The organism is Filifactor sp. (genome assembly GCF_057248345.1).
In genome coordinates, this window is the sequence record NZ_DBHIIC010000001.1 from 1 (window position 1) to 25,539 (window position 25,539).

Below are 25,539 nucleotides of genomic sequence, written 5' to 3' on the forward strand. Positions count from 1 at the left end.
TTACGAATCAGCTGCTCTACCAACTGAGCTACGGTAGCCTATACCTATCAGAAAATGAGATTTTTATAAAAATTTACTCTCTTGACAGTATATCAAATTTTATAAAAAATGAATAGTATCTATACTATTTTTTCTATCTTTATAAAATAAGGTAGCTATTACAAAATATCTCTATACTCACGATTAGTATATTTTCTTCTATGCATTTTATAGAGAGAATAGATCAACATTAAACCGGTACTTCCCACAATCAAAATTGTAATTTCATAACCGATGATATTATCTAAATAGAGTTTGATTACTCCACATAACCCGAATACAAGAAATACACCTGATGATAAAAGGGATAGATAAAGTGAGTTGATACGAGAAGAAAAGGTTTTACCTATCAAAATTCCTACTGTACTAACAAGAACCATTCCTATACTACTTCCCAGTAAAGTAAACATAGGTTGCCCTGTACGTAAACCTAATGTCATTGCAGTCAACTGCGTTTTATCCCCTAATTCACCAACAAAAAAGCACATCGCTATCGTTGCGAGAATTCCAAAATTTGTAGGTTTATAACATTTCTCTTCTTCATCATCTTGGCTCTTTGCATTCAAAGAAATCAATCCAAACATAATAAATAATATCGCAGACGTCATTTGAAGATATTGCATAGAAGAAAATTTTGCAATGATATGGGCGAACAAAATAGCAAGCCCATGATTTAAAAATGCTCCTATGAATACACCTGTCAATACAGTTCGATAATGATACTGTGTTGAAAACGCAAATGCTAACAACTGTGTCTTATCTCCCATTTCCGCAACAAAGATAAGAAGCAATGCAGATAAAAACTCCTTCATAATGTTTCTCCCCCTATGTTCATCAGAATCCCCCAAATTCTGTCTTATACAAAAAAATGAGACTTATCCAATATGATTAACTATCTGTCATATTGAAAGTCTCGCAAATAAACTATTGATACAACCAGAGCATTCGCTCAGTATGTTGACTGCATCCCATTTAACAAACAAGCCAAATGGTGCTACTCCCCTTCACTGTTCCTTGTATAAGAAAATGATATATGCTATATTCATGTTACAAAGACTATAACACATTATCGACTAAAAATCAATTGAAAATATTATGGAAAGGTGATTTTATTGAATGCGTATCAAAATTCTTTCACGATTTCTGCTAATATAGGAAATAATGAATTTTCACATTCTTTGAGAACAACAAAACAGATTGATATTAGCAAATTAGAAGAAAATTCACTATTTCAATTTGAAGAAAGCAATCATATTGCTTTTTGTGAATATGATGAAGAAAAAAACAAGGACTGTTGTATGAAGGGAATCTATCCTTTTATCTATGATAATCAATATAATTCTTATCTATTTGACAATCACAATCATGCTTTTTATTTTATTTACCATCACTATCTATATGGAGAAAAATGGGACACTTTAATACATGTTGATCAACACAAGGATAGTAGGATTCCTAGATTATCCTTTTTGGAATTTCAATCCTACTGTAGGTTACTTTTTCAAAATAGTGGTGCAGTTGGTATCATTTTTCCACATGATACACATCATATTTTTTATGAAAAAATTTTCTTTGAAGTTGCCACATCAATGACGAAAAAACCGTACCATATTTCATCATTAAGTAAAAAACTCTATTTTTCAAACTTTGAGCTTGAAATTCCCTCTTCACCTATAGAACAGAATGACTTCATTGCATGGATTTATACAAACTTTGTTCTGAATGTAGGGAATTTTATTCCTCCATTGTTAGAAACAAATATTTTTCAATCTTATTACTGTGTAGATTCCAGTTATGCACTGGAACAAATTACTACAATTGACTTATCTAATATGGTATTGGATTTAGACCTTGATTTTTTTTCAAAAGATATGGATTATATTTCATTTCAAAAAAAGAAAAAAATTTTAAAAAAATTAATCCAACAATCAAAGCTTATCACTATTGCAACAAGTCCATATTTTATTGAGCTAGAAGATTGCAAAAAAGTCCTATATGAATTGTTTCAAGACTGAAAAATCCGAAGTACTGTTTTATTGATTTCAAAAACGGCACTTCGGATGTTAGGTAATCCATATACGATTATTAAATAAATAAACTATAGATAGTTAAATATTTTCATTTTGAGTTTTTTGGTAATGAAAGAATAACAATTTATGATTTGGATATTTTCAAAAATTTTTATATACAATTAACCAATCTTATACTATTGCGTTTCAAATATATTGATTCAAATGAATATTTATTTGAATCAATATATTTCTTTTGTCATTAATTTTTAAAACTGTGGATAGGTGCAGGTATAAATCCTCCACGTTCAATAAAGAGATTACTTTTGGCTGAATTCACTTTCATAATAGGAGCATAGCCTAATAATCCACCAAACTCTACAACTTCACCTTCCTTTTTTCCATACACAGGAATCACTCTAACTGCTGTTGTCTTTTGGTTAATCATACCAATTGCACTTTCATCTGCAATCATGGCAGAAATTGTTTCAGCAGAGGTATCCCCGGGAATAGCAATCATATCTAATCCAACCGAACAAACACATGTCATAGCTTCCAGCTTATCTAGAGAAATTGCTCTGTTTTCTGCTGCTGCAATCATTCCTTCATCTTCACTAACCGGAATAAATGCACCACTTAATCCACCTACATTGGAAGAAGCCATCGTACCACCTTTTTTCACCGCATCATTTAATAATGCAAGTGCTGCAGTTGTACCATGAGTTCCTACTTGTTCCAATCCAATTTCTTCTAAAATTCTGGCAACACTGTCACCTATCGCAGGAGTTGGTGCAAGTGATAAGTCTACGATTCCAAAAGGTAAATTTAATTGTTGGGCAACTTCTTTTCCAATTAATTCACCCATTCTTGTAATTTTAAAAGAAGTCTGTTTAATTTTTTCTGATACTACTTGAATACTCTCTCCCTTTACTTTTTCAAGCGCTGACTTCACTACACCCGGTCCGCTAATTCCTACACTGATGACTGTATCCCCTTCTCCTACACCATGAAATGCACCGGCCATAAAAGGATTATCTTCAACTGCATTGCAGAAAACAACAAGTTTTGCACAACCTAAACTATCTTTCTCTTTTGTTAGATATGCAGTTTGTTTAATTACTCTTCCCATCAATGCAACGGCATCCATATTAATTCCTGTCTTTGTACTCCCTACATTCACACTGGAACAAACTAAATCTGTTTCAGAAAGAGCTTCCGGAATAGAATTCATCAATATCAAATCACTTTGTGTTGCTTTTTTATGCACTAAAGCAGAAAAGCCTCCAACAAAGTTTACACCCGTCTCTTTTGCTGCTTTATCTAAAACTTTTGCATAGGAAACATAGTTTTTCTCGTTGCTTGCGCCTGCAATTAAAGAAATAGGTGTAACTGAAATACGCTTGTTAACTACTTCGATACCATATTTATTTCCGATTTTATCAGATGTAGAAACAAGATGTTTCGCTAAATGAGTGATTTTATCATATATCTTAGTGCATGATTTTTCAGCATTAGAATCACAACAATCTAATAGAGAAATTCCCATTGTAACTGTTCTGATATCTAAATTTTGTTCATCAAGCATTTTAATTGTCTCTTGAATATTAAATCGATTCATACTGTTAAAATCCTCCTATACATGATACATCGAATCAAATAAGTTTTTGTGTTGAATTCTTATCGATAGTCCCATTTTTGTTCCTAATTCAGAAAAAATTTCTGATAATGTAGCAATATCGTATTTTGATTGTTCTAAGTTAACTAACATAATCATAGTAAAATATTGTTCCATTAAAGTTTGATTGATGTCTAAAATATTCAATTGACATTCTGCTATTTTTTGGGAAACCTGACTTACTATCCCTACTCTGTCTTTTCCAATTACTGTGATTACTGCTTTCAATCTGTTTCCTCCGTTCACTTTATATAAAAATTTTGTTAAATATGTATAAAAATATCATTATGTGATTTATTATACGATATTTTACAATAAAATAAAATGATTTCTTTTATTATGATTTTGTAACTTAATTTTGAATTGAAAAAGAATCTTATTAATAAATTATTAATAAGATTCTTTTTCAATTTTGCTATATATTCCCAATATTTTACTATTAAGAAAGCATTAGTTTTTCTAAAGTTAGTGGTTCCACGTACTCTCCATTTTTATAAGCACGCATATTTCCACCTGAGATTTCATCAATTAGAGCGATATGAGCATCTTCTCCTACTCTTCCAAATTCAAATTTGATATCGTATAGTTCCAACTCTTTTTTTGCCAATTCTTCTTTTACAATAGCTCCGATTTTTTTTGTCATAGAAACTAAAGTAGCATACTCCTCTTTTGTTAAGATGCCAAGCATATCCAATGCATCGTCAGTAATAAGGGGATCATTTCTATCGTCATCTTTTAGTGTAACTTCTACATAAGCATCTAGAGGCATTGCTTCTTTAACGTATTTTCCATATCGTCTTAAGAAACTTCCAACAGCTCTATAACGACAAATAACTTCCACACCTTCTCCAAACACTTGTGCTGGAAGAACAGTCATAGTAGACTCATCTATATTACAATCAACATAATGAGTAGCTATCCCTGCATTGTTTATCTTTTCGAAAAAAAACTTCGTTAGTTTTAATCCGGCTTTTCCGGCTCCTTCTATCGTAAGACCTACTTCATTTGCGCCTGGATCAAACACTCCGTCTACTCCGGTAACATCGTCTTTGAATTTTAACAAATAATTTCCATTTTCCAAATCAAAAACATCTTTTGTTTTTCCTTCATAAATTTTTTTCATAATATCCCCCTTTAAAATTGACATTTCGATACAAAACGATTATACGATTATTTTAAAAAATGTTCAAGTTTTTTAGTAAAAATATTAAAATTTCTTTCAATCTATTAGAAAAAACATAGTTTTATAGATATAATTCGGAATTATTTAAAGTAAATTTCGTTTTAATATACGGAATTATCTAAAAATTTTTCCACCTAGATAATTAAAATAACATCCTTGATATAAATTATTTTGATTCATATATTCTATAATATAGTCTTTTATTTTCCACCAAGAAGTATTAAAATTGCAAGAAATAACGTCTTTTTCCGGCGCACGTCCTATGATACGTTGTATTGCAATATTTGGGGATAGATAGCTTAAAAACAAAGCAACTCTTTCTATATAATCGTTCATCGTTCCTAGTTGAAACTGTCCTGTTTCATATTCTTGAGCCATTATGCTTCCCTTTGGAATATAGAGTGAATGAAGTTTTACTCCATCAACCTGAAGTGCAGATAAAATTTTAGCACCTTCCACCACATCGTCTATAGAGTCTTGAGGAAGATTCAAAATCATGTGCACTGTGTTTTGAAAACCATGCTTTTTACATCGAATAACACAATCAATAAATTCAGCTAAAGTATGTCCTCTGTTGATGTTTTTTAAGGTATGATAATTCACTGTTTGTAAGCCTAATTCCATATTAATTTCAACATGATACCTCTCTTTGACATTTTTTAAAAATTGTAGTTGTTCTTGCGTAACACAGTCCGGTCTAGTTGAGATAGCAATTTCAACAACATCTTCTCTAATGGAAGATAAAATATATTCCTCAAATTTTGATTGTTCTACATATGTGTTGGTATAATTTTGAAAATAAGCAATGAATTTTTTTGCATGATATCTTGAGCCTATATATTTTATATTTTTCTCTAATTGTTCTTCGACAGACTCCAGATTGTTCCTGCTTTCAAAGCCTGCTCCGACATCTCCACAAAATGTACATCCACCTACTCCGATTTTTCCATCTCTGTTCGGACAAGTCAACGGGAGATTAATCGGGATTCTATATACTTTTTCTCCATATTTTTCCCTTAAAAAATTAGAATAAACATAGTATGGTTCCATTGAAATGGTACTCCTTTTTATTTTATAAGAAAGAAATCGTAGTAATTCTTTTGTTTTTCTTCGCAGAGGCTGGAATTGTTTTTGCCTTACAAAAATCCCATTCTCTGTCGTCACTTTCCAATAATTCTATTCTTTCTACTTTTGTATTTTTAGTTAATTGAATCACTTTTACTCCTTGGCTTGTTCTGCTCACCTTTTCAGGTATTGAAGAAGTATTGATACATAAGCAACGATCGTTATCAGTAAACATAACAAATGTTTCATCATTTTTGATATGGAAACAATCCACCAATGGACTCAATGTAGAATATACATTTTGCAATTTTTTCCGAAACGATTTTGTTTGATAAGAAGAAAAGTTAATTTTAGCGACTTTTCCATTTTCGAAAAAGTAAACCAAGTATCCATCATACTTGTCAGGAAAAATCATTTGTACTATTTTTTCATTTTCATCCATTTTTAGATAGTTAGGAAGAAACAGTCCAAGCAAAGATGCTTTCGTATCTTTTAATTCGCTGACTTTTACTTGATACAATACATTGTTTGTAGATAACAACATAAAAATATCTGTATTGTTCATCTCCATCTGTTGTAGAATGACATCGTTCTCTTTTAACTTTTGTTCAGAATACGCTCTAAGGGAAAATTCCGGTATTTTTTTTAGATATCCTTCTTTTGTTAAAAACATAGTTACAGAATAATCTTCTGTAAAATCTTCTTTTGAATAAACTACAATATCTTTTTTTGATACTATAGTCGTTTTTCTCTCTTGACCATATATTTTGATAATATTTTTTAATTCTGAAATAATTAACTTATCTTGTAATTTTTGTGAATGATATATCTCTTCTAACTTAGTAATCGAAGTCTCTAATTCCTTAATGTCACGAACTCTTTTTAAGATATATTCCTTATTCAGGTTTCTAAGCTTTATTTCAAGGATATATTCAGCTTGTTTTTCTTCGATAGAAAAAGCATTCATTAAATTCGGAAGAACATCAATCTCCTTTTCTGTCTTTCTAATAATAGAAATTGCCTTATCAATATCCAAAATGATTTTTTCTAATCCTTGTAACAAAAATAACTTTTTACTTTTATCTTCAACTTCATTCAATGTTCTTCTTAGAATACATTGCCTTCTAAAATTCAACCAATGAAAAATAATTTCTTTGATTCCTAATATTTTAGGTTTATTATCAATCAAAATATTAAAATTACAACTAAAAGAATCTTCCAAAGTAGTGTATTTAAATATTTTACCCATCATCGCTTCGATATCTGTATTTTTTCGAACATCAATCGTAATTTTAAGTCCATTCAAATCTGTTTCATCACGAATATCTGTAATTTCTTTTAAAGTACCATCTTTGATTAATTCTATTATTTTTTCAATGATGACTTCTACAGTAGTGGTATATGGTATTTCATAAATTTCGATAAGTTGTTCTTTTCTTAGATAACGATATTTTCCTCTTAATTTGAAACTTCCACGACCTGTTTCATAAATAGAACTCATTTCATCTTGATCAAACAATAGTTCTCCACCGGATGGAAAATCCGGTCCTAATATATAGTCAAACATATTACAGTTTTGATCTTTCAGATATGAGATAGTATAATTACAAATTTCTGAAAGATTAAAACTAGGTATGGAACTTGCCATTCCTACAGCAATTCCTTTATTAGATTTCACCAAAATATTTGGAAAGGTAGTAGGTAACAATACCGGTTCTTTCATGGTTGAATCATAGTTATCTACAAAATCTACAGTATCATTTTCTATTTCTCCGAATAACTCTTTACACAAAGGCATCAGTTTTGCTTCGGTATATCTTGGTGCTGCAAACTGCATATCTCTAGATGTAGATTTCCCAAAATTTCCTTTAGAGTCAATATAAGCATGGAGTAACGATTCATTTCCACGCGATAATTTAACCATTGTCTCGTAAATTGCAGCATCTCCATGGGGATTCAGTTTCATCGTCTGTCCTACAATATTAGCAGATTTTGTTCTATTCGCATTTAATAGATTCATACGATACATCGTGTAAAGCAATTTTCTATGGGAAGGCTTAAATCCGTCAATTTCAGGAATAGCACGAGATACAATGACACTCATAGCATATGGCATATAATTTTGTTTTAATGTGTCTACAATATTTTCTACTCTTTTATTTGTTTCAATATATTTCGGTGTAGAATTATTTTTTGTTTTCTGTTTCATAGAAACTCCTTATTAAGCTACCTATATTTCATCTACTTGTTCTAAATACAAGTGTCCAAAGTTTTCAATATACTCTTTTCTACTTTGAAGATCGTCTCCAAGCAAGGTATCAAACACTGCTTTCGTATCTTTCGGATTGTACTCTTTTACTTGTATCAATCTTCTTGTTTCAGGGTTCATTGTTGTTTCCCACATCATATCGGGTTCATTCTCTCCAAGCCCTTTCGATCGTTGAACATGATAAGATCCCTTTATTTTTGATAAAATCGCTTCTTTTTCTTTTTCAGAATATGCAAAATGAGTTTTATTCTTTGAAGAAATTTCATAAAGAGGTGATTCGGCAATATAAATATAGCCCTTCTCTATTAAAGTTGGCGTCAACATATAAAACATTGTCAAAAGAAGTGTTCTAATCTGAAATCCATCTACATCAGCATCTGTACAAATAATAATTTTATTCCAGCGAAGATTATCAATATTGAAATCAGCAATGTCTTTTAGATGTTTACTATTCATCTCAACTCCTGTTCCAAGAATAGAGATAATATCTGTTATAATATCATTTGCAAATATTCTAGAAGAATCTGATTTTAAACAATTTAATATTTTTCCACGAATTGGTATAATTGCTTGAAAATCAGAATTTCTTCCTTGTTTACAAGAACCTAGAGCAGAATCTCCTTCCACAATATACAATTCTCTTTCATCAGGATTTTTTGTTCTACAATCAACGAACTTTTTGATACGAGTCAATGGATCAAATGTTGTTTTTAGATTCTTTTTGATAGCCATTCTTGTCTTTTCAGCACTCTCTCTGGAATGTTTATTCACTAGAATTTGATCGATTATTTTTTCTGCTTCCTGTTGATTTTCAGTAAAATAAATTTCTAATTGCTCTTTCAAAAAATCTGTCAACGCTTGTTGAATAAACTTATTTGTAATGGCTTTCTTTGTTTGATTTTCATAAGAAGTCATTGTAGAAAATGAATTGATAACCAACAGTAGACTGTCTTCTATATCTACAAACGAAATTTTCTTTTCATTTTTATAGTATTTTCCCAGTTTTTTGATATAAGAATCCACAGCTGAAACAAATGCTGATTTTGTTGCTTTTTCAGGAGATCCTCCATGTTCTAGATAGCTGGAATTATGATAGAATTCCAAACGATTTACTTCATTAGAAAAAGCAAAACAAATATCTGCTTTCAATTTATAGAGTGGTTTATCATCACGATCTCTCCCCTTCGTTTCTAAAAAAATGGAATGAGGAGAGGATATATAATTATCACCCAACAATTCATTTACATAATCTACAATCCCATTTTCATAATAATAGTCGAACTCACTATTTGAAATTTCATCAAATAAATGAAATAGTACGCCTCTATTGATTACTGCTTGTCTTTTCAGCGTATCACAATAAAATTCTAATGGAATATTAATATCTGTAAATACATCTGTATCCGGTTTAAATTTGATTTTTGTATAAGTTCCGGGAGATAACTCTTTTTCTTTTTTTAGGCCTCCAATACTATATCCTTTTTCAAAATGAACTTGATAAATATATCCATCACGTTTTACTTCAACATCCATATATTCAGAAGAATATTGAGTGGCACAACACCCCAAACCATTTAAGCCCAATGAATATTCATAGTTTTTCCCTTGGTTGGTATTATATTTTCCTCCTGCATATAGTTCTTCAAAAATCAGTTCATAATTATACCTATTTTCCTTCTCATTAAAATCTAACGGAGCGCCACGCCCAAAGTCTTCAATCGTAATAGAATAGTCACTATGTCGAACAACATTGATTTTAGTACCATTTCCTTCTCTTGCCTCATCTATGGCATTAGAAAGAATTTCGAACATGGCATGTTGACATCCTTCTATTCCATCGGAACCAAAAATAACAGCAGGACGCAATCTCACTCTATCCGGCCCCTTCAACGAACTAATACTATTGTTTCCGTAATCTAAATCTTGTTTTTTTTCTTTTTTCATATATAAAACATCCTAACTAATTGATTCCTAATATAACATTTTTTGAGTACGCCGTCTATTATACCATAAATTCTAATAATTATATCTCTAATCTCAATGAATCCTCCATAAAAAAACAGACTGTCCTAGGATCAACTTATATCATCAATCACTATTCAGTCTGTTATATTGGTCTATGAAAAATTAAGTATTTATTTAATTATTCTTTTTGCAGAATGATAACACCTAGCATAGTATCCGGAACTCAAATTGGAGATAACTACCTTTTGAACATTTCCTGAAGATGCATGGATGAAATTTCCATCTCCTATATATATCCCCACATGAGATACCCTATTTCCTCCACCGGTATGGAAAAATACCAAATCCCCTTCTTGAAGGTCACTTTTTTTAACAGAAACTCCTGTCACACTCATGGATCTGGAGTCTCTAGGTAACTTTATACCAAGAGCTTTTTCATACGAATATCCGACGAAACCGGAACAATCAAACCTATTTGGACCTCTAGAGCCATAAGAATACGGACTACCCAACTTCCCTTTTGCATGAGAAATAAGAGTAGAAGTGCTTTTCTTATCCCTGAAAAAACCTCTTGAAGTAGCCTCTCCTGAGTCTTCATCTTCTGAAACAATCGGTTTATTTGTTAACAATTCGCTTTTAACATATCCAATCTGTCCGTTTTCAATTAAGACTTTTGAATATTCTTTCCCTTTTTCAGTAACAATTACACTATCGCCTTTTGAAAGCAAAGAAATAACTTGTTTTGAAGTAGTTTCATAGTATAATTCAGTTTCATCTTGAGCTAAATAAGAAACATCAGCATTACTTGTATTTTGATTTGCTGAAATTTCAACCGGCACAAATCCAATTAACATCCCCGCACATAGTATGATGCTCAAACGTTTTGATAATCTGCCGTATCTTTTCATATAAATATCCCCCTAAAAATAACCACCGATTATTTTATTTTTATTTTGTAATTATTTTGTAACTATTGTCATAATACTACAGGGATATTCTTTTTTCAAGAAACGAGGAGAAATATTACATTTTTTTTACAAAATACCAACATTTACTCTTCATAAATATTTACATAAAAAATCTGTTAAGGGTTTATATTCTCTAAACAGATTCTTCTTAAATACAGTCTTTCCCATACAAAAACAAAATTACATCGTGATAATTTGTAGCTGAAAGGGTACTTATTTCAATATTATACTAATGAAATAATTTGAATTGCTTTTAACTAATTAAGCAGTAAAAATCATTATGAATTTTTTGATCTTTGTTTTGCTCTTTGTTGTTTATCTAATATTTTCTTTCTAATCCTCATATTCTTTGGAGTTAATTCTACTAATTCATCCTTTTCGATAAATTCCAACGCTTCTTCCAAAGACATTTTTTTTGGAGGAGAAAGTCTTAACGCATCATCAGAACCGGAAGCTCTCATATTGGTAGCTTGTTTTCTCTTACAAACATTGACATCAATATCCATCGGTTTCGCATTTTCTCCAACAATCATTCCTTCATAAACTTTATCTCCCGGAGAAACAAATAAAATTCCACGTTCTTGAGCATTATACAACCCATATCCTACAGCCGTTCCTGTTTCAAAAGAAACCAATGAACCTTGACTTCTTCTTGGAATTTCTCCTTTATATGGTTCATATCCTTCAAACAATGTATTCAATATTCCATTTCCTTTGGTATCAGTCAAAAATTCAGAACGATATCCAATCATTCCTCGAGTTGGAATCAAAAATTCAATTCTTGTATATCCACCCTTAGATTGTACCATATTGACCATTTCACCTTTTCTTGAACCCAACTTTTCAATTACTGCACCCATAAATTCCTCAGGAACATCAATAATTACTCTCTCAATTGGCTCAATCAATTTATCATTCTCATCTTTTTTCATCAAAACTTCCGGTTTGGATACCATCAACTCATATCCCTCACGACGCATTTGTTCCATTAAAATAGATAAGTGTAATTCCCCTCTTCCAGCTACTCTAAAAGAATCAGCTGAATCAGTATCTTCAACTCTCAAAGAAACGTTTGTATTCAACTCTTTGTGTAGTCTTGCACGAATTTGTCGGGAAGTAACATACTTTCCATCTTGACCTGCAAAAGGTCCATTGTTAACAGAAAATGTCATGGCCAAAGTAGGTTCTGAAATTTTTACAAAAGGAAGCGGATGCTTATCCTCAATTGATGTGATAGTATCACCAATCTCTATATCTTCAATTCCGGAGATGGCAACAATACTTCCTGTAATTGCTTCTTCAATCTCTACCCTTTTCAATCCGTCATACTCATATAGTTTTCCTATTCTAACTTTATATGATTTCTCAGAGTTTTCGTAATTTGAAACCCAAAGGTCTTCACCTATAGACACACTTCCTCGTTCAACTTTTCCAATCCCGATTCTTCCAATATACTCGTTATAATCGATTGTGGAAATCAGAACTTGAGTTAATCCATCTTCGTCTCCATTTGGGCAGGGGATATTCTCAATAATTGCTTCAAATAGTGGTTTCATACTATCTTGCAACAGTTCTGCATCTGTTCCGGAAATTCCTTTTTTAGCAGATGCAAAAATAAATGGTGAATCTAATTGTGTTTCATTAGCATCTAATTCAATAAATAAATCTAATACTTCATCTACAACCTCATCCGGTCTAGCTTCCGGTCTATCAACTTTATTAACACAAATAACAGAAGGAAGATTTAATTCTAATGCTTTCTTTAATACAAATTTTGTTTGAGGCATCGGTCCTTCAAAGGCATCTACAACCAACACCACTCCGTCTACCATTTTTAGAATACGCTCTACTTCTCCTCCGAAATCAGCATGCCCCGGAGTATCAATAATATTAATTTTAACATCTCCGTACATTACGGCCGTATTTTTTGAAAGAATTGTAATTCCACGCTCTTTTTCCAAATCGTTTGAATCCATTACACGTTCTTCTACCTCTTGATTTTGTCTAAATACACCGCTTTGTCTCAACAAAGAATCTACTAATGTAGTTTTTCCATGGTCTACGTGTGCAATAATTGCTACATTTCTAATTTGTTCTTTTTTCAAAATAATCCCCATTTCTTTCATTGCTATAACAAGACAATCAACTTCTATAAATCTACAACTTTATTATTATATCATAATTCAAGATTTCATTATGGATTTTCTTCAAAAATATTTTCATCTAATATTTTTGAAACCGCTTTATTAGAAACGGAATAGGAAAAACCTTTATAATTTAAAGAATAGTATAATTTTCTTCGAATTTCTTCCTTTGTTTTTCCTCTATAGTTTTTTATCTTTTTGCAACAGAATAAGTATGCTTTTTCTATCTCTCCGTCTTCTGAAGTTTCCTGTTCCAATTGTTCTTTCCAAATTGACTCTTTAATTCCTTTTTGGAACAATTTTGATTCAATTTGTTTCTTTGATAAGTTTTGTTTTTCTGAACTTCTAATCAATTCTTCAGATAGCAACCTATCATTAATAAAGTTTAATTCCTTTAATCTCAACAATGCTTGTTTAATATGAGAAGTGTTAAAATTTTCCTTTTCTAACTTTTTTTTTAATTGCATTTCAGATAACATAGAATAGTTCAACTTTTGAATGGCAGACTGAAAACATTGCTTCACTCTATCTTCTTCCAGATTTTCATTCCAATTCTCAATAGCATCACAGTCTTTTCCAACTTTTAAATTTAATAAATAAAATAAATCTTCCGTAACTGTAATTTCATGATTTTCTGAGCAAAATAAATGATATCGATTTTTTGTTTTTACTATTTTTTCAATTATCATACCAATTTTTCCTCATAATCTATATATTTTTTTAGATATTCTCCGGTATAAGAATGTTTACAGTCTATGATTTCTTCCGGCGTTCCTTCAAAAATAACTTCTCCACCATTGTTTCCACCATTTGGTCCTAAATCTATAATATAATCCGAAACTTTAATACAATCCAAATTATGTTCGATAACAACAACAGTATTTCTGTTATCGGTTAATTTTTGCAACACTGCAAGCAATTTGCTGACATCATCCATGTGAAGTCCTGTAGTAGGCTCATCTAAAATATATAATGTGTTTCCTGTTCCTTTTTTACTTAGCTCCGATGCTAATTTAATCCGTTGTGCTTCTCCACCGGATAATTCAGTAGAAGGTTGCCCCAAAGTGATATAAGATAATCCAACTTCCATTAGTGTATCTAATTTTCGTTTTATTTTTGGAATGTTTTCAAAAAATAAACATGCTTCTTCTACATTCATATTGAGAACATCTGAAATCGATTTTCCCTTATATTTAATTTCTAGTGTTTCACGATTGTATCTATCCCCCTTACAGATTTCACACGGAACGTATACATCGGGAAGAAAGTGCATTTCAATTTTTAAAATACCATCTCCTTTACATGCTTCACACCTACCACCACTTACATTAAAGCTAAATCGTCCTTTTTTATATCCTCTTGCTTTAGATTCTTGTGTTTCGGCAAAAACATCTCTAATAAAATCAAATACTCCTGTATAAGTTGCGGGATTAGAACGTGGGGTTCTTCCAATAGGCGACTGATCAATATTTACTACTTTATCAATATGTTCTAAACCTGTTATCTGTTTATATTTTCCTGCTTTTTCTCTTGAGTGATTGATTTTTGCCCCAGCAGCCTTATATAGAATTTCATTAATCAAAGAACTTTTCCCACTTCCCGACACCCCTGTAATACTGGTGAATACACCCAAAGGAATTGAAACTGTAATATTTTTTAAATTGTTTTCTTCTGCTCCGATAATCGTAATTTGTTTCTCTTTATCAATCAATCTTCTTGTTTTCGGAATCGGAATTCTTCTCTTCCCGCTTAAATATTGTCCTGTGATGGAATTTGAATTTTGCTTCAATTCATCTACTGTTCCTTGAGCAATAATTTGTCCACCATGAACTCCTGCTCCCGGCCCAATATCGATAATTTGGTCTGCTGCATGCATCGTATCTTCATCGTGTTCCACAACAATAAGAGTATTTCCAATATCAGTTAAATTTTTCAATGTGTGAATCAATCTATCGTTATCCCTTTGATGTAAGCCTATGCTCGGTTCATCTAAGACATATAAAACTCCTACCAAAGCAGAACCGATTTGAGTAGCTAAGCGTATTCTTTGAGATTCGCCCCCGGACAAAGTAGATGCTTTTCTACTGAGAGTAAGGTATTCCAGTCCTACATCCTTTAAAAAAGTTAAACGATTGTTGATTTCTTTTAAAATTTCTTTTGCGATAAAAGTATTCTTTTCACTTAATTTTAGGTTTTTAAGAAATTCTAAATGGCTTTCTACCGAAAGATTGGTCAATTCAGATATATTTTTATCTCCTACAGTAATACTCAAAACTTCCTTTTTCAATCTTGTTCCCATGCAATCCGGACATGCTTTTTCTATCACATATTTTTGCATTTTTTCACGAATCAGTTCTGATGGAGAGTTTAATAGTCTCCTCTCTAAATTAGGAATTACACCTTCAAACGGAGCATTATATTCTCTTTTTTCATCTGTAAACTTACTTTCAAATGAAAAAGTGAGCATTTCTGATGTTCCATATAATAATTTCTCTTGAAACCCTACAGGTAAATCTTGATATGGAGTATCCAACGAGACATTATTGTTCTCCGCCAATACTTTAATCATTTTAAAATAATAGGATTCTTCATTATTTTTATCAGACGTCATCCATGGTTCTACCGCACCCTCTCTAAGACTTAATGCCTTGTTAGGAATGACTAATTCCGGATCAATTTGACTCATAAATCCCAGTCCGTTACAAGCAGGACATGCTCCATAAGGAGCATTAAAAGAAAACATTCTTGGGGAGATTTCTTCAATTGTCACATCATGCTTTGAACAGGAAAATTTTGTTGAATACAATTTCTCTTCTCCATCAACAATAGCAATATTTACCATTCCACCGGACATATTTACTGCTATCTCTATAGAATCTGCCAATCGTTTCTCAATATCAGCACGAATTACGATTCTATCAACAACAACATCAATAGAATTTTTTTTATTTTTTTCCAATTTAATTTCATCTGTAATTTCTTTTTGTTCCCCATTTACTCTGATACGAATAAATCCTTCTTTTTTGATAGACTCCAGTACTTTTTCATGTTTTCCTTTTTTACTACGAATTACCGGAGAAATAATTTGTATTTTGGTCCTTTCAGGTAATTCCATGACTCTATCCACAATTTCTTGGATTGTCATACTTTTGATTTCATCTCCACAGATAGGACAATGTGCAATACCGACATTGGCAAATAACAATCTCATATAATCATATATTTCTGTTACTGTCCCAACCGTAGATCTAGGATTATGAGAAGTAGTTTTTTGATCAATTGAAATGGAAGGTGACAATCCTTCAATATATTCTACATTCGGTTTGTTTGTTTTTCCCAAAAATTGTCTTGCATAAGACGATAAACTTTCAACATATCTTCTTTGTCCTTCTGCATAAATCGTATCAAATGCAAGTGAAGATTTCCCTGAACCGGATAATCCTGTAAATACAATAAACTTATTTCTCGGAAGTTCCAAATCAACATTTTTTAAATTGTTTTCATTGGCCCCTTTAATAATAATCTTATCTTTGTTTAATTTCAAAATAACGACTCCTTAATAATTTAACTTTTTTTCCAATTCTAAAATAGAATCTCTATAAATGGCAGCTTGTTCAAAATTTAAATTTTCTGCTGCCTCTATCATTTGCTGTTTTAATAGTTCGATTTTTTCGATTAAATCTTGTCTGGAAATAACCTCTTTTACACTATAAGTTTCTTCTTTTTCTGCAACTAACATCGAAATTTCTTGTCGAACCTCTTTATCAATTGTTTTTGGTACAATCCCATGCTCTTCATTATACCGATTTTGTATTTCACGTCTTCTAGCAGTTTCATCTATCGCACTCTTCATTGACCTTGTAATGGTATCTGCATACATAATTACACGTCCACCGGCATTTCTTGCAGCTCGACCTATTGTCTGAATCATAGAAGTTTCAGATCTCAAAAATCCTTCCTTATCTGCATCTAAAATTGCCACAAGCGAAACTTCAGGAATATCTAACCCTTCTCTTAGTAAGTTAATTCCAACTAAAACATGAAATTCTCCTAATCTTAAATTTCTGATGAGTCTGATTCGTTCCAAAGTATCTACATCTGAATGTAGATACTCAACTAATACACCCGCCTGTTTTAAATAGTCTGTAAGACTTTCTGCCATTTTCTTGGTCAGAGTCGTTACAAGCACTCTTTCATTTTTTTGTACTGTATTTTGAATCTCATGTAATAAATCGTCAATCTGTCCATCAATTGGCCTTACCTCTATTATAGGATCCAACAACCCGGTTGGACGAATAATTTGTTCTCCAAAACAACTTGAATGTTCCATCTCGTACTTTCCTGGAGTTGCTGACACAAAAAGAATTTGGTTTATCATTTGCTCAAATTCTTCAAATTTTAATGGTCTGTTATCTGCTGCTGAAGGTAATCTGAATCCATAGTCAATTAAAGATTCTTTTCTCGCCTTATCACCGGAATACATAGCATTTAGTTGCGGTATCGTAACATGAGACTCATCAACGATAATCAAATAATCGTCATCAAAAAAATCCATTAGTGTGAACGCTCTTTCTCCTAGTTTCCTGCCGGTTAAATGTCTGGAGTAGTTTTCAATTCCTTTACAAGTTCCAATTTCTCTCAGCATTTCAATATCATACATGGTACGTTGTTCCAATCTTTGCGCTTCTAACAAAAAATCATTTTCACGAAAATATTGCAATCGTTCTTGTAATTCTTTTTCAATACCTACAATAGCTTGCTCTAATTTTTCTTTTGTGGTGACATAGTGAGATGCAGGAAAGATTGACGCTTGTCTTAGTTCTCCGATAATCTCTCCTGTAAGGTGATCGATTTCAACAATTCGTTCAATCTCATCCCCAAAAAATTCTACTCTCAATCCTTTGATGTCAGTGTTAGCAGGCATAATTTCTAAAATATCACCTCTTACTCGAAATGTTCCTCTAATAAAATTGATATCATTTCTTTCATATTGAATCTCTACCAATTGTTTAATTACTTCATCTCTATCTTTAATCATTTGAGGACGCAACGAAACCATCATATATCGATAGTCATCGGGGTCTCCCAAACCGTAGATACAGGAAACGGATGCAACAATGATGACATCACGTCTTTCAATAACCGCTGCCGTTGCACTATGTCTTAGCTTATCAATCTCATCATTGATACTGGCATCTTTTTCAATATAAGTATCAGATGAAGGTACATACGCTTCCGGTTGATAATAATCGTAGTAAGAAACAAAATACTCTACTGCATTATTTGGGAAAAATTCTTTAAACTCAGAATATAGTTGTGCTGCTAACGTTTTATTATGTGCAATTACCAGTGTAGGTTTTTGAGTTTGTTGAATAATATTTGCCATTGTAAATGTTTTTCCGGAACCCGTTACTCCCAGTAGCGTTTGAAATTTATTTTCTTGCCGAATGGAATTCACCATATCATCTATGGCTTTCGGCTGATCTCCGGTAGGTTGATATGAGGTTGTTAAATTAAACTTCGGCATAGAACTGTCCTTTCATCAAAATATCATTATCTTAATCATATACTCATTATCATTTTCCATTTAATCGCTATCGTCATAATTGTTGATTTCATCGTAAAATTTTAAAATTACTTCTATCTAATATACTCCTAATTTTACTTTTATACTATATCCAAAAGACAATATTATAAACATTGTATCTAAGAGTAATTTTGATAAAATCCCTTCTTTCTATGAAATGATTTTTTTAATTTTAGTATCTCATTTAAGCAACAATCATTACTTTTTCATTTTTATTATAAAATTTTTCATTTACAAAAAACTTTTCAGAGATTTCATTTATTTAAAATTCTTACTATCATTCAAAATAATAGACAACTATTCTTTATATTTAAAAATCACCCTCTTTTTCAAGGATGATTTTTAAATATAGTTTGAAAATGTATTTTCTCAATACATCAATAAATATACTTCTATTATTTAATGTTACAATGTTTCTGATATGGATACACTTATCTCAATAATCAATTCGAAAAATACAGTATACCCTATACCATTACTTGTGGTATCCTTCAATTATTTTGAATAACAAATAGAAAAGTATATCCACTATACTATAAAGATTTTTTTGTTAGAGTATAAGAGAAAACTTTTGAATCCTATATCTCAAAAACCGTTATTCTGTTTCAGACAATTTTTGATTGCTGAAAAGAAACTTCAGTTTTAATACACGGTATTCTCATGTTATCAAATAATAGATGCTAGAATTAAACATTACAAAAAACATCCTACTGTCTCATTATCTATTTCCATCCTTTAGTTACACTCCTCCAAACACACTCAAATACTTCCCTAGAAATATATAGATTTCTTTTCCATACAAAGAAATAATCCACGCTGAAACACACATATATGGTGCAAAAGAAACTTCTCTACGAAAAGTGTTGTTTCTGCATAATAAAGTACGTAACAACAAATCTATAGTTGCAACATAAAACGGAAGAAAACAAATCAAAAATGTATAATGGCTACCTAAATAAAATCCTAATACACTGTTAAGCAGTACATCTCCAAATCCAAATGCTTCTTGTCCATAATACAACTTAGATAAAAAATAAATAACAGAGAAGATAGCAAAACAGTATATAGCACCTTTTATAGATGTCCATATATTCATATTTCCTGATATTCCGTAATAAATTACAAAAATAATAAAGTAGAACAACAACATAGAATCATAAATATACATTGTATCATAATCTATGAAACTGACCAGTATCAACATTCCCCAAAAAATAATCTGAATCAAAGTAAAACTTGTCCAACCATATTTGTAAAAAGCAAGAGAAAACAAAATACCGGACAAAATTTCAATAAAAAAGCTACGAATTGAAATACTCTCATTACAATATCTACACTTGCCTTTTAGACATAAAAAGCTGATGATTGGAAGTAAATCTACCGGCATCAAATAATGTTTACAAGTGGGACAATAGGAACGGTTTTGCACAAGATTAATTTCTCTAGGCAAACGATAAATCAAAAAATCATAGAGACTAGCAAAACACGCTCCTATATAAAAAATTATTATTAGTAAAACAACTTCCATTTTAAACTTCTCCGAATATCATCAATACATACTGTTGATTTTTCAAATTGAACAACTACACATAATAAATCTATAATGATCTAAAAAGAAATTACATTTCTTCATAACTTTCTGAAATAATCGGAACATTCAACAGATGTAAAACTTTTTCTAATAATACTCCTTCAATATAAGGGTAATGAAATCCATAACTGGTTCGAATACACTGTGTAATAAATTGAACTCCTCTTTCCAGGGCGATAGGTAAACTATCTCCTTGTAATAAACTTCCAATCATAACACTGGTATAACCATCTCCAGTGCCGGGAAATGAAGCAGGAATATATTGACAAGGAACTTTCCAAAAACGATTTGTTTTTTTATCATAAGCAACGGTATTTGTTTTACTCTCATCTTCATCAGGAACACTTGTTATCACAACAATTTCAGGTCCCATATCAGACAATTTTTTGAGTTCTTCCTTGATTTCATCAAAAGAAGTTTTGTTAGAAATATGGCCATCACATCTCTCTCCCAGCAAATACTTTGCCTCTGTAAAATTTGGTGTAATAATGTGTGCTTGCTTTATTAATGTTCTCATCAAACAAACCATTTCTTCATCCATCGTTTCATACAATGCTCCATTATCTCCCAACACAGGGTCAATCACTACCAATGTATCCTCTCTTTGAAAAGAATCAATGAATTTTGATACAATCTCAATTTGTTTAGAAGAACCTAAAAAGCCGGAATAAATACAATCAAAAGTTATGTTGTTCTTTTTCCAATTTGAGATATATTCCGGCAGATAATCAGTAAGGTCTAAAAAACTATAATGTTCAAATTCAGTTGTAGCTGACAAAATTGCCGTCGGCATTGGACAAACTCTAACCCCCATCGTAGAAAGGATTGATATCACTGTCGTTAAAGAACCACGTCCACTTCCGGACAAATCATGGATCGCTGCTACCGTTTTTATCAATTTATTCATACTCATATATAAACTCCAATGGAATTATTTTCTTGTTTTATCCCAAATATTCTGTCCCCAATGAAGGATTTTTTCATCATGTTCTTCATAAATTGGATGTTTTTTTGTTAATTCTTCTACAATTTGTGTTGCAGAAGCGATATCATCTTTCGATAATACTAAATCAATTGCATCAGCAATCTGTTTCATTTCTAATTCTTTCATTCCTCTTGTTGTCACTGCAGCAGTTCCAATACGAATTCCTGATGTCTTAAAGAAGCTTTGAGGATCAAAAGGAATTGAATTCTTATTAACAGTTATTCTCGCTTCATCCAATTTTAACTCTGCTTCTTTTCCTGTCATATTCTTGTCAATTAAATTTACAAGAATTAAGTGGTTGTCAGTTCCTCCGGATACAAGACGATATCCTTTTTGAGCTAAAGAATCTGCTAAAGTTTTCGCGTTCAAGACGATTTGTTTTTGATAGTTTTTAAACTCCGGTTGCAAAGCTTCTTTGAAACAAACTGCTTTTGCAGCAATAATGTGTTCCAATGGTCCACCTTGTATTCCCGGGAAGATTGCTTTGTCTATTTTAGTTGCGTATTCCTCTTTGCACAAAATCAGACCTCCTCTTGGTCCACGCAATGTTTTATGTGTTGTTGTAGTCACAAAATCTGCATATTCACAAGGACTTGGATGTAATCCTGCTGCAACGAGCCCTGCAATATGCGCCATATCTACCATAAGGTATGCTCCTACTTCATCTGCAATTTCTCTAAATTTCTTAAAATCTAATTCTCTAGAATATGCACTTGCACCTGCAACGATTAGTTTTGGTTGCACTTCTTTTGCACGTTGCAACACAACATCATAGTTAATTATTTCGGTGTCTTTCTCTACTCCATAATCAAAGAATTGAAAATATTTTCCGGATATATTTACAGGTGAGCCGTGTGTCAAGTGTCCTCCTTGTGATAAGTCCATTCCTAAAACCTTATCTCCATATTCTAACATAGCAAAGTACACTCCCATATTTGCTTGTGAGCCTGAATGAGGTTGAACATTAGCATGATCCGCACCAAATATTTTTTTTGCTCTTTCAATGGCTAATACTTCCAGTTTGTCGATAAATTCACATCCACCATAGTATCGTTTGGATGGATAACCTTCCGCATATTTATTGGTAAAGCAACTACCCATTGCTTCCATTACTGCTTTACTTACAATATTTTCAGAAGCAATTAGCTCCAAATTTTGTTTCTGTCTTTGTAATTCTTCCTCTAATACGTTGTATACATCAGAATCTGTTTGCATTAAATGATAATAATTGTACATTTTAACTTCTCCTTCCGTTACCATGCTTTTCTATATGAATAATAACAACATTTCTCTTTTATCATATCAAATATCCTATTTTAAAAGAGACTACTACTGCTCTATTATCTAACAATAATATTGATAGATAATTCTAACTGATATACTTATCATGATATTACACATGCAAAAAAATAACAAGTCTTTTATTCTCAGTCCTTTGAATATAAACTTTTTATGTCCTTATGATTTTTTAATGTTTATCTATTGAAATATCTTTATTATCGAGACCTCAATTTATACAATTTTCAAGTACCGGATTTTTACAGAAAATACAAACGGTATAAATCAAAAAGTTACTTACAATAAGTGACTTTTCTTTGAGATAATTTTAATTCTCTACTTCTTCTTAGTTCATCAACTAGTACAAACAAATCTATGATATTTATCATTGATAATTATACGTTTTATAATTTGGTATACTAGTGATTCGTATGTAATTATTTTTTCAATTCTCATCCATATCATAAAAAAAGAACCGAAATATTCGGTTCTTTATCATTAATTTACTGCTGGAACGATACTTACTTGTTTGCGTTTTTTATCTTTTCTTTCGAACTTAACATGCCCAGTCACCTTTGCAAACAAAGTGTCATCTCCACCGATTCCTACATTAGTTCCCGGATGAATTTTAGTTCCTCTTTGACGAACCAAGATAGATCCTGCAGAAACTAATTGTCCATCTCCTGCCTTAACGCCTAATCTTTTTGCGGCAGAGTCTCTACCGTTCTTTGAAGAACCTACCCCTTTTTTACTCGCAAAAAGTTGAAGATTAATACGAAGCATCAGTGCACCTCCTCTATACATAGCTTAATATAGTCTTTATACTGTTTTTCTAAATCCTTCAAATTTAGAACAAATGTGTCAAGTAAAACTTTCACTCGACTGTCTTCTTTCAAAATACTATCAGGAATTTCAAAATATAAATAACCATCTTGCAGTTTATATGGAATATCGTACTTAAGAACTTCCGTTATTCCATTGAAAATGGCATAAGATAACACTGATATTGCTGAACAAACAATATCTTCTCCTGCATCTGCATATCCTGAATGTCCTTCTAAAGAAACTTGTAATTTCTTAGATAGTTGGTTATCAATGATTGAAATTTTAGTCATACTTCCTAACCTTCAACAGTTTCAATCACTAATTCTGTATATGGTTGTCTGTGTCCTTGTTTTCTTCTATAATCTTTTTTAGGTTTATATTTGAAAACGATGACTTTTTTTCCTTTTCCGTGAGAAACCACTTTCGCGCTTACTTTTACATTAGCAAGATCTTCTCCAACGAAAACTTTTCCGTCTTTTCCAAGAGCAATTACATCCAAAGAAACTACTTCGCCTTCACTTACAGCTAGTTTTTCAACTTGGATTACATCGCCTTCTTGTACTCTGTATTGTTTCCCACCTGTTTCTACAACTGCGTACATACTGCACCTCCTCATAACGATCTCGCTAGCTTAGGTATTTGTCTAAACAAATTTATGTAACCATAGCTATGCGGTATTAACTACACAAGTATATCAGTTATATACTGCTAATGTCAAGTGTTTCTCCTAACTTAAAGAGATAAATATACTATTTTGTTCCAAAGATACGATCTCCTGCATCCCCCAATCCAGGAACAATATATCCATGATCATTTAGTTTTTCATCAATGGACGCTAAATAAATATCAATTTCAGGATGATATTTGTGTACTTCCTCTATACCTTCAGGACATCCAACAATACAAACTAATTTGATAGATTTTGCACCTTTTTCTTTTAGAAGCTCGATAGCCGCACTTGCTGATCCTCCTGTTGCTAGCATAGGATCTACTAACAACAATTCTCTTTCTTCCACATCTTGCGGTAATTTACAATAATATTCTACCGGTTTTAGTGTTTCAGGATCCCTATATAATCCGACATGTCCTACTTTGGCAGCAGGAATTAATTGTAAAACACCCTCCATCATTCCTAATCCAGCTCTTAGAATAGGCACTACTCCAAGCTTTTTACCTGCTAACACTTTAGACTTTGTTTTGCAGATAGGTGTGTCAATTTCTATCTCTTGCATAGGTAAATCTCTAGTTGTTTCATACACCATAAACATACCAATTTCTTTTACAAGTTCTCTAAATTCTTTAGAGCCTGTTTTTTTGTCCCTCAATATGGTTAGTTTGTGTTGTACCATTGGATGATTAACTACAATTACATTTCCTTTAGACATTAGTTTTCCTCTCCTTTAATAATTATTTTTGATTTTCAATCGCCATAATCTTATCTACTCGTCTTTGATGTCTATCTCCTTCAAATGTTGCTGTTAAAAAAGCTTTCACCAATTCCAATGCTAAACCGAAACCTATCGTTCTTTCTCCCAGTGACATAACTTGACAATTATTATGTTCTACACATTTTTTTGCAGAAAAAACATCTGACACAGTAGCACAACGAATTCCTTTGACTTTATTTGCAGCTATTGCAATGCCAATTCCCGTTCCACATACTAAAATACCTCTGTCAGCTTCTCCATTCAAAATTCCATAACAAAGCTTTTCTGCATAGTCAGGATAATCAACTGAATCTATGCTGTTCGTTCCATAATCTGTAACAATGTGCCCTTTCTTTGTCAAGTATTCTTTAATAGACTCCTTCAAGTGGTATCCACCGTGATCTGAACCTAAAGCAATTTTCATTACAATCCTCCTCTAATAGACTTTTAAAATTTGTCCTCTATTTATTTTAACGATATCAAGCTAAGAATACAATATATTTTCAAGGATTCCTAAAATATTTTTTGT

At 31.7% G+C, this 25,539-nt stretch carries 21 protein-coding genes; 1 reads left to right on the forward strand and 20 read right to left on the reverse strand.

The window, feature by feature from the left end; genetic code table 11:
* Positions 1 to 158: 158 nt before the first annotated feature.
* A complete protein-coding gene (locus tag ACO5GE_RS00005) occupies positions 159 to 851 on the reverse strand; it encodes a TMEM165/GDT1 family protein (protein WP_484828861.1) in 693 nt (230 codons plus the stop codon).
* A 300-nt stretch (positions 852 to 1,151) separates the two neighbouring features.
* Between ACO5GE_RS00005 and ACO5GE_RS00010 the strand changes: the two genes are divergently transcribed.
* Entirely contained in the window at positions 1,152 to 2,054 is a 903-nt protein-coding gene (locus tag ACO5GE_RS00010) for a hypothetical protein (RefSeq protein WP_484828862.1), read from the forward strand.
* A gap of 256 nt (positions 2,055 to 2,310) precedes the next feature.
* Here the strand turns inward: ACO5GE_RS00010 and ACO5GE_RS00015 are convergent, their stop codons facing one another.
* The 19 genes from ACO5GE_RS00015 to rpiB form a co-directional block, all read right to left on the reverse strand.
* Positions 2,311 to 3,666: a DUF711 family protein gene (locus tag ACO5GE_RS00015; protein ID WP_484828863.1), complete on the reverse strand. Its 1,356-nt coding sequence runs from the start codon at positions 3,664 to 3,666 to the stop codon at positions 2,311 to 2,313.
* A gap of 15 nt (positions 3,667 to 3,681) precedes the next feature.
* Positions 3,682 to 3,951, reverse strand: coding sequence for an ACT domain-containing protein (locus tag ACO5GE_RS00020; RefSeq protein WP_484828864.1), 270 nt, complete (start codon positions 3,949 to 3,951; stop codon positions 3,682 to 3,684).
* 211 nt (positions 3,952 to 4,162) lie between these two features.
* Positions 4,163 to 4,846: a phosphoribosylaminoimidazolesuccinocarboxamide synthase gene (locus ACO5GE_RS00025; RefSeq protein WP_484828865.1), complete on the reverse strand. Its 684-nt coding sequence runs from the start codon at positions 4,844 to 4,846 to the stop codon at positions 4,163 to 4,165.
* Between the two features lie 174 nt (positions 4,847 to 5,020).
* Positions 5,021 to 5,956 carry a tRNA modification radical SAM protein MnmL/YtqA gene (mnmL, locus tag ACO5GE_RS00030; RefSeq protein WP_484828866.1) on the reverse strand — a complete coding sequence of 312 codons (936 nt, stop codon included), beginning with the start codon at positions 5,954 to 5,956 and terminating at the stop codon, positions 5,021 to 5,023.
* A 22-nt stretch (positions 5,957 to 5,978) separates the two neighbouring features.
* Entirely contained in the window at positions 5,979 to 8,180 is a 2,202-nt protein-coding gene (locus ACO5GE_RS00035) for a DNA gyrase subunit A (RefSeq protein WP_484828867.1), read from the reverse strand.
* 21 nt (positions 8,181 to 8,201) lie between these two features.
* Positions 8,202 to 10,184, reverse strand: coding sequence for a DNA gyrase/topoisomerase IV subunit B (locus ACO5GE_RS00040; RefSeq protein ID WP_484828868.1), 1,983 nt, complete (start codon positions 10,182 to 10,184; stop codon positions 8,202 to 8,204).
* A 191-nt stretch (positions 10,185 to 10,375) separates the two neighbouring features.
* Positions 10,376 to 11,113: a C40 family peptidase gene (locus ACO5GE_RS00045; RefSeq protein ID WP_484828869.1), complete on the reverse strand. Its 738-nt coding sequence runs from the start codon at positions 11,111 to 11,113 to the stop codon at positions 10,376 to 10,378.
* A 338-nt stretch (positions 11,114 to 11,451) separates the two neighbouring features.
* Positions 11,452 to 13,299 (reverse strand): translational GTPase TypA, encoded by a 1,848-nt coding sequence (gene typA, locus ACO5GE_RS00050; RefSeq protein WP_484828870.1) that lies wholly within the window; start codon positions 13,297 to 13,299, stop codon positions 11,452 to 11,454.
* A 68-nt stretch (positions 13,300 to 13,367) separates the two neighbouring features.
* Positions 13,368 to 14,006 carry a regulatory protein RecX gene (locus ACO5GE_RS00055; protein WP_484828871.1) on the reverse strand — a complete coding sequence of 213 codons (639 nt, stop codon included), beginning with the start codon at positions 14,004 to 14,006 and terminating at the stop codon, positions 13,368 to 13,370.
* Entirely contained in the window at positions 14,003 to 16,861 is a 2,859-nt protein-coding gene (uvrA, locus tag ACO5GE_RS00060; RefSeq protein ID WP_484828872.1) for an excinuclease ABC subunit UvrA, read from the reverse strand. The genes ACO5GE_RS00055 and uvrA overlap by 4 nt, the downstream gene beginning before the upstream one ends.
* Before the next feature lie 12 nt (positions 16,862 to 16,873).
* Positions 16,874 to 18,844: an excinuclease ABC subunit UvrB gene (gene uvrB, locus ACO5GE_RS00065; RefSeq protein ID WP_484828873.1), complete on the reverse strand. Its 1,971-nt coding sequence runs from the start codon at positions 18,842 to 18,844 to the stop codon at positions 16,874 to 16,876.
* 799 nt (positions 18,845 to 19,643) lie between these two features.
* Positions 19,644 to 20,432 carry a prepilin peptidase gene (locus ACO5GE_RS00070; RefSeq protein ID WP_484828874.1) on the reverse strand — a complete coding sequence of 263 codons (789 nt, stop codon included), beginning with the start codon at positions 20,430 to 20,432 and terminating at the stop codon, positions 19,644 to 19,646.
* A 91-nt stretch (positions 20,433 to 20,523) separates the two neighbouring features.
* Complete coding sequence (locus tag ACO5GE_RS00075) at positions 20,524 to 21,408, reverse strand: pyridoxamine kinase (RefSeq protein WP_484828875.1); 885 nt, start codon at positions 21,406 to 21,408, stop codon at positions 20,524 to 20,526.
* An 18-nt stretch (positions 21,409 to 21,426) separates the two neighbouring features.
* Positions 21,427 to 22,716 carry a serine hydroxymethyltransferase gene (locus ACO5GE_RS00080; protein ID WP_484828877.1) on the reverse strand — a complete coding sequence of 430 codons (1,290 nt, stop codon included), beginning with the start codon at positions 22,714 to 22,716 and terminating at the stop codon, positions 21,427 to 21,429.
* 540 nt (positions 22,717 to 23,256) lie between these two features.
* Positions 23,257 to 23,541, reverse strand: coding sequence for a 50S ribosomal protein L27 (gene rpmA, locus ACO5GE_RS00085; protein ID WP_484828878.1), 285 nt, complete (start codon positions 23,539 to 23,541; stop codon positions 23,257 to 23,259).
* Positions 23,541 to 23,873: a ribosomal-processing cysteine protease Prp gene (locus tag ACO5GE_RS00090; RefSeq protein WP_484828879.1), complete on the reverse strand. Its 333-nt coding sequence runs from the start codon at positions 23,871 to 23,873 to the stop codon at positions 23,541 to 23,543. The genes rpmA and ACO5GE_RS00090 overlap by 1 nt, the downstream gene beginning before the upstream one ends.
* Before the next feature lie 5 nt (positions 23,874 to 23,878).
* Entirely contained in the window at positions 23,879 to 24,184 is a 306-nt protein-coding gene (gene rplU / locus ACO5GE_RS00095; protein ID WP_484828880.1) for a 50S ribosomal protein L21, read from the reverse strand.
* Positions 24,185 to 24,332: 148 nt separating this feature from the next.
* Positions 24,333 to 24,968, reverse strand: a complete 636-nt coding sequence (gene upp, locus ACO5GE_RS00100; protein ID WP_484828881.1) for a uracil phosphoribosyltransferase — start codon at positions 24,966 to 24,968, stop codon at positions 24,333 to 24,335.
* Positions 24,969 to 24,990: 22 nt separating this feature from the next.
* On the reverse strand, positions 24,991 to 25,434 hold the full coding sequence (gene rpiB, locus ACO5GE_RS00105) for a ribose 5-phosphate isomerase B (protein WP_484828882.1): 444 nt from the start codon (positions 25,432 to 25,434) through the stop codon (positions 24,991 to 24,993).
* Positions 25,435 to 25,539: the final 105 nt, after the last annotated feature.